This is a genomic window from Brachyspira sp., assembly GCF_050873525.1.
Lineage (GTDB): Bacteria > Spirochaetota > Brachyspiria > Brachyspirales > Brachyspiraceae > Brachyspira.
Map to the genome: position 1 here is coordinate 1 of NZ_JBNMIZ010000145.1, position 6,790 is coordinate 6,790.

9 protein-coding genes are annotated in these 6,790 nt (G+C 27.3%); all 9 read left to right on the forward strand.

The features are described 5' to 3' along the window. The first annotated feature begins 120 nt into the window (after positions 1 to 120). The 9 genes from ruvC to ACR0QS_RS09475 all read left to right on the forward strand — a co-directional run bounded on the left by ruvC (position 121) and on the right by ACR0QS_RS09475 (position 6,654). Positions 121 to 594, forward strand: coding sequence for a crossover junction endodeoxyribonuclease RuvC (ruvC, locus tag ACR0QS_RS09435; RefSeq protein ID WP_432633193.1), 474 nt, complete (start codon positions 121 to 123; stop codon positions 592 to 594). Positions 595 to 1,128: 534 nt separating this feature from the next. Beyond that, positions 1,129 to 1,272, forward strand: coding sequence for a hypothetical protein (locus tag ACR0QS_RS09440; protein WP_432633194.1), 144 nt, complete (start codon positions 1,129 to 1,131; stop codon positions 1,270 to 1,272). A 25-nt stretch (positions 1,273 to 1,297) separates the two neighbouring features. Then, positions 1,298 to 3,052, forward strand: coding sequence for a tetratricopeptide repeat protein (locus ACR0QS_RS09445; RefSeq protein ID WP_432633195.1), 1,755 nt, complete (start codon positions 1,298 to 1,300; stop codon positions 3,050 to 3,052). Between the two features lie 18 nt (positions 3,053 to 3,070). Then, the gene (locus ACR0QS_RS09450) at positions 3,071 to 3,271 is read left to right on the forward strand and encodes a hypothetical protein (protein WP_432633196.1); all 201 of its coding nucleotides are present in this window, start codon (positions 3,071 to 3,073) and stop codon (positions 3,269 to 3,271) included. A 60-nt stretch (positions 3,272 to 3,331) separates the two neighbouring features. After that, positions 3,332 to 3,907: a hypothetical protein gene (locus tag ACR0QS_RS09455; RefSeq protein WP_432633197.1), complete on the forward strand. Its 576-nt coding sequence runs from the start codon at positions 3,332 to 3,334 to the stop codon at positions 3,905 to 3,907. After that, on the forward strand, positions 3,900 to 4,058 hold the full coding sequence (locus tag ACR0QS_RS09460; protein WP_432633198.1) for a hypothetical protein: 159 nt from the start codon (positions 3,900 to 3,902) through the stop codon (positions 4,056 to 4,058). Before ACR0QS_RS09455 ends, ACR0QS_RS09460 begins: the two co-directional genes overlap by 8 nt. Beyond that, positions 4,055 to 4,288, forward strand: coding sequence for a hypothetical protein (locus ACR0QS_RS09465; protein ID WP_432633199.1), 234 nt, complete (start codon positions 4,055 to 4,057; stop codon positions 4,286 to 4,288). Before ACR0QS_RS09460 ends, ACR0QS_RS09465 begins: the two co-directional genes overlap by 4 nt. A gap of 37 nt (positions 4,289 to 4,325) precedes the next feature. Further along, positions 4,326 to 5,213, forward strand: a complete 888-nt coding sequence (locus tag ACR0QS_RS09470; protein WP_432633200.1) for a hypothetical protein — start codon at positions 4,326 to 4,328, stop codon at positions 5,211 to 5,213. A gap of 103 nt (positions 5,214 to 5,316) precedes the next feature. Next, complete coding sequence (locus ACR0QS_RS09475; RefSeq protein WP_432633201.1) at positions 5,317 to 6,654, forward strand: tetratricopeptide repeat protein; 1,338 nt, start codon at positions 5,317 to 5,319, stop codon at positions 6,652 to 6,654. The last annotated feature ends 136 nt before the right edge of the window (positions 6,655 to 6,790 follow it).

A 6,790-nucleotide genomic window follows, 5' to 3' on the forward strand; every position in this document is an offset into this window, starting at 1 on the left:
AATTATTTTTTATTCTAATAATTATTTTTAATGATATTTTAGATAAATAAAAATTTCAATGATATTAAAATCTATAAAACCGCTTGACAAATAATATTTATATAATAAATTTATACAAATATGATAACATTAGGAATAGACCCTGGATTTGCAAGATGCGGATACGCTTTTATAGAATCCAAAAATTCGGTTTACAAAATAGTCGACTGTGGACTCATTGAGACTTTTCAAAGCATGGAATATAATCAAAGGCTAAAAAAAATTTACGAAGAATTAAATAATTTAATCGTAAAATACAAACCCGAAAACGCGGCGATAGAAGAATTATTTTTTTCAAAGAATTCAAAAACCGCTCTAAAAGTCGCGGAAGCGAGAGGAATAATAATACTTGCCTTGACGATTAATAATATTGATTTTAAAGAATATAAACCTAAAGAAGTAAAATCTCAAATAACGGGAAACGGAAATGCAAATAAAGACGCCGTTATAAAAATGATTAATTTATTTACTGGTTCAAAAATAATTCAAGACGATACTGCGGACGCTGTTGCGATAGCTTTGGCTCATGCTTCGAGGAATAGAATTTTAGAATGAATAAATTTTTTATTTAAAAATTTTAATAAAAAAATGCATGATAAAATTTTTTAATTTAAAAATTCTTGTTCTTTTTTGAGTGGCAAAAAAGAACCACGCTAAAGCGGGCAGACGCCAAAAACCATTTCTTTTTTTGTCGCTCGCGCACCTTTGGTGAAAAAAAGAAGCAAGGCTAAAGTCCGCCTTTGGCGAGCGAAGTAATCTAATTAATCCAATTAAAAATAGGATTTGATTTTAAAATTTAACTTTATTAAATAGTGGATTGCTTCGGCATTTTCAATGCCTCGCAATGACGATTAAAAAGTAAAATTACAATGATTAAATTTTTTAGAATTTTTTTATTTTAAACTGTTGACAATTTTTTTAAATGTTGTATAATTAATCCATATTTAATTGTAAATGGTAAGGTATATATGACTAAATTATTACAATATGAAGTTTTGCACGTCAGCGTTCTTCTTTGCATTTTATTCAAGATTATGTTTATTTATTAATTATAAAAGCTATCATATTTATGTGGGGCGGATTAAACGGATGAATAAAAGTAGGGCGAGTTCTTATCTTTCAGGCATATATCATAATTCTGATAGAACTTATAGCACAAAGTTTAAAGTTATAAATACTTCATATAAAACCTATTGGAATAATAGAAAAAAAGAATATTTGGATAATCTATAAAATTAAATTAAGGAGAAAATTAAAAATGGAAAATCTAACTAACGAAGAAAAAGATTATTACGAACTTTTGGTGGACTTATTGGATAACGGCGACATATCGGTTAGCGAAAGGAATATTTTAAACAAACGAAAAGAAAAATATTCAATATCCGACAGCCGAGCCAATGAGATTGAAGAGTTCGCAAAACAAGAAAGACTTAAAAATTTAAAACCTCAAAACGATTCGGAAACGAGCTATTATGAATTAATATTAGATTTTATGGAAAATGGCATTGTGTCCGAAAGCAATAGAAAAATATTGTCAAAAAGAATGGAAAAATACGGCATAACTGAAGCGAGAGCTAAAGAATTGGAAGATTTTGCCAAACAGGAATATTTAGAAAGTAAAAAAGTAAAATTTGAATCGGAAGAAGAAAAAGAATATTACGAGTTTATAGTCGATTTGATGGAAAACGGCAATATTTCGGAAAATAACAGAAAAATACTCGATAAAAGAAAAATTAAATTTGGAATATCCGAAATGAGGGCAAAAGAACTTGAGGAATTTGCAAAGTCCAATAATAGCGATACTTCAAACGATTTGTTTGAAGAAGGAAAAACCTATCATAATAACGGAGAATATGATAAAGCTATAGAGATATTTAAAAAAGCTATTGAATTAAATCCTAATAATGAATATAATTGGTTTTGGTTGGGAGTTTCTTATTATCAAAACGGAGAATATCAAGAAGCGATAAAATCATTATTGAAAACCGTAGAATTAAATTCTGATGATTATTCAAAGTGGCTTTGGTTGGGAGTTTCTTATTATCAAAATGGAGAATATCAAGAAGCGATAAAATCTTTATTAAAAGCCATAGAATTAAATCCTAATGATGCTGATAATTATTATTGGCTCGGTCGCGCATATAACGATAACGAACAATATGAAGAAGCAATAGATTCTTTAGTTAAAGCCACTGAATTAAATTCGGACAACCCTGAAAATTGGTATAGGTTATGTATTGCATATAGTAATAACGAACAATATCAAGATGCTATAAATTCTGGACTAAAAGCTACGCAATTAAATCCAGATTATGCTGGTAATCGGTTTGAATTAGGCGCTTCATATTATAGAAACGGTCAATATTTAGAGGCTATACAACCTTTATTAAAGGCGACTCAATTAGAACCTGATAATTGGTTACATTGGCATTGGTTAGGTTGCTCTTATTATGATAATAAAGAATATCAAGAAGCGATAAAATCTTTATTAAAAGCCGTAGAATTAAACTCAGAGGTTTATTTAAATTGGTATTGGCTCGGTCGCGCATATAACGATAACGAACAATATGAAGAAGCAATAGATTCTTTAGTTAAAGCCACTGAATTAAATTCGGACAACCCTGAAAATTGGTATAGATTATGTATTGCATATAAAAATAATGAACAATATCAAGAAGCTATAAATTCTGGCTTAAAGGCTACGCAATTGAATCCCGATTATGCTGACAATTGGTTTGAGTTAGGACGCTCATATTATCAAAATGGAGAATATCAAGAAGCTATCAATTCTTTTTCAAAAGCTGCAGAATTAAATCCAGATGATTCTTTTAATTGGTATTGTTTAGGTAGTTCATATCTTTCTTTTAATGATTATGATAACGCCGTATATTCATTTGATAAATCTATTAAAATTGACGCTAATAATCCTTTTGCTTGGAATGATTATGGCGTAGCTTTAGTAAATCTAAATAGAATAGAAGAGGCTAAAATTGCATATAGTAAAGCGATATAATTAGACCCAAATTATGAATTGGCTAAAAATAATTTACAGAGTTTGCAATCTTCAAATGAAGGAGTTTCATTAAACGGCATAGTATCTGGTATATCAAAAGGAATTGATACTTTAAATGAACTATCTGGAAAAATAGACCCAAAAACTGTTACATTAATAACGGGAGCGGTTGGAATTATTGGAAAAATTCTTGGAGGTTCTAATAAAGATAAAAGCTAATAATATTTGGTTAAAAGTTTTTGTAAATATTTATATTAAATAATAAAAAAGGAGAAACTAATGGATATAATTCAAAAATTAAAATCTTATAAAAAAGGTTTTCTTATGAATGCATGGATTTCGGAATATTTGGGAATAGTGGCGTATAAAAATGAATATATAGAAATCTATGAATATTATAGCGAAGAAAAAGAAGAAGAATTTATCATAGAAGAAAACTCGAAAGTCATAAGCGTATTAAATAATTTCAATTTTACTGAAAAAATGTTTTTTGATTGGGTTGAGCAAAGAAAATTTGAGTTGTCCGATAGAGAACATATAAAAGATTTTAAAAAATTTGAAACGGTATTAATGTCGGCTAACGATTTTAAAGAATATCGTCCGCATATTTTTTACAAAAAATCTTATGAGGAAGATAAAGATATTAAATATATACGCACGGATGACGGAAGAAAAAGGCATAGATGCGGTAATTGCGGTTATCCTTATTTTTATTCTTCGCAACTATTCGAATATTTTGGAAGCGAAAACGGTTTGGCAGCCTCTTCTTATAACGCCGATATTGAAATAGCTTGCGATTACTGTGGCAGATTTGTCCAAAATCCAAAATTATTTATAGGAGGAATGCATGAATAAAAAAGATAGTGGTATAAATAATATGTTAAAATTAACTAAATTTTTTCTAAAATTGATTATTAAAGGAAAAACTGATTTTAACGATATAAGCGGAATTTTAAGCGAACCAGAAAACAATAAAAGTAAAAGTAAAGGAAAGAAAAAGAAATGAATAAAGACGAATTGATTTTTGAATTGCTTTCAAGTGTTCTAACGGCGGTTTTTGAGAAAAAAGTTACTATAAAATATTTGGATGAAAAATTGGATATTTATATAACGGGAATCGGCGGATGCTTATTGGAGATTAGCGAAAATTCAAATATTATTGTCAGGCAATGCGACATATCGGAAGAAATGCTTGGTAAAATCAAAACTTATATAAATAATTTGTTTATATCATAATTATATTAAAAGTTTTAATTATTTATGGAGAAATATAATGAGAATGAATAAAATGAAAATTGACGGCAGTAAATTTATATGGAGATATAAAAATCTTAAGTTTCGCGGCAGAGATACAATGAGAATAATAAGAAGAGTAGATAATAAACTTAAATTTAGAACTACTACGGAATTAAAAATTTATTTTAATCTTATAATGAAAAAAATAAGAAACAAACGAAGAAAACTTAAAGGATTTGAATTAAGAAGCAGATATATTATTGAAACGGATTTAGAAAAAGACAAATTGGAAGCTATAAAGAATTTTTATCTTAAAGATGAAGATTTTCATACTATGAGAACATTAAATAGTAGATACGAAAGACTTGTATATAATGGTGAAGTAAATGAAGCTATAAAAAAATATTTAAAGCAGGAAGGCAAATCCAATAAATCAATATTTTTTGAAGAAAGGGAAAGCAGATTGGAAAATACCGACACTCCTGAAGATAGAATGTGGGCTGGGGGAGGAATTAATTATATAGCGGAACATGAAGAAGTAATGTCAAAATTAAATAGAGAAATAGAAACCTATGGTTTAGAAAAGTTAATAATAAAAGTTGATGAAAAAACTTTCTTTAGAAATAATTATAGCGAAAATTATGATAAAAAAACTTTTGTTATCGAGGAGCTTGAATCAGTTCCGAGATTATTAAAATTAAATCCTGGTTATAACGATTTATACATGGCTAGAAGCGAAGATTATAAAAAATTATTTATGTTCGCTATGTTTGGTTATCAACTTCAATACGAAAATATGCTTAATTTTTATAAAGTATGTTCGTATTTATACCCTGAAATAATGCCTAAAATATCGGACGATTTATTTAATAGATTGCTTGAATTGGCAAGAGAAAGAGAAAAACAAATATGGGAAGAAAAATAATAAAGTGATAAATAAAATGGAATTAGATAAAGAAAAATTAGAAATTATAAAAAAATTTAAAAAATAAAATATATTATGTTAACATAAATTAAAAGGAGAAATTATGAACGAATATGAAGAATTTGAAGAAACCTATAGCCAGCAGGAAATTGATTTTCTTTCGCTTGGGAAATCCTATTATGAAAATGAAAAATATGAAGACTCCATAGATATATTTTTAGATTTAATTAAATTAAATCCAGATAACTATGAAGGATGGCATTATTTGGGAATGTCTTATGTTCAAATCGAAAAATATAAAAAAGCTATAGGTTTTCTATTAAAGGCTATAGAATATAATCCCGAAGAGGAGCTTAATTGGTATTGGTTGGGTTATTCATATTATAATGATGAACAATACCAAGAAGCAATAGAAAGTTTATTAAAAGCCGTAGAATTAAACCCTGATAACGAATATAATTGTTATGAATTAGGGCGCTCATATTGTAATAATGAACAATATAAAGAGGCTATAGAAAGTTTACTGAAAGCTGTAGAATTAAATCCTAATAACGAATATAATTGGTATGAATTAGGACGCTCATATTATGATAATGAACAATATCAAGCAGCTATAGAATCATTCTTAAAAGCCGTAGAGTTGAATCCTGACGATGAATATAATTGGTATGGATTAGGGCGCGCATATTGTGATAATGAACAATACCAAGAAGCTATAGAAAGTTTACTGAAAGTTGTAGAATTAAATCCTAATAACGAATATAATTGGTATGAATTAGGACGCTCATATGATTATGATAAACAATATAAAGAAGCTATAGAATCATTCTTAAAAGCCGTTAAATTAAATCCTAATAATGATATGAATTTGAATGCATTAGGAAAATCATATTATAAAAATAAACAATATAAGGAATCTATAGAGTTATCATTAAAAGCAATAGAACTAAATCCCGATAGCGATGATAATTGGAATTTATTAGGAAACTCTTATTGCGAAAATAAACAATATAAGAAATCTATAGAATGTTTATTAAAAGCGGTAGAGCTAAATCCAAATAGCAAATATAATTGGAATTCAATTGGATACTCTTATTACAAAATAGGCGAATATAATAAAGCCGTAGAATCTTTTATAAAATCTTCTCAATTAAAAGCGGATGATTTTGAAACTTGGTATTGGCTTGGAAATTCATATATCGGTTTGAAAGATTATTATAACGCTTCCAAATCTTACGAAAAAGGAATTGAAATTAAACCCGATAATTGCGAGATGTTGAATAATTACGGCGTGGCTTTGGCAAATTTAGATAGAATAGAAGAGGCTAAAATTTATTTTGAAAAAGCTTTGGAAATTGATTCAAATTATAAACTTGCGAAAGATAATATTAATAATTTAGATTCTTTTGATATAGATTCTTTGATTATTTCAGAAGAGTAGAATTTATTTTAATTATAGTAAATATTTTTTATATGTATTTATTTGATTGAATAATTATAAATAATAAAAATTAAAATAAAAGTGTTTTATGATTTTATAAATTAAAAATAAATTTCTTTTTAATTTAATTATCTAT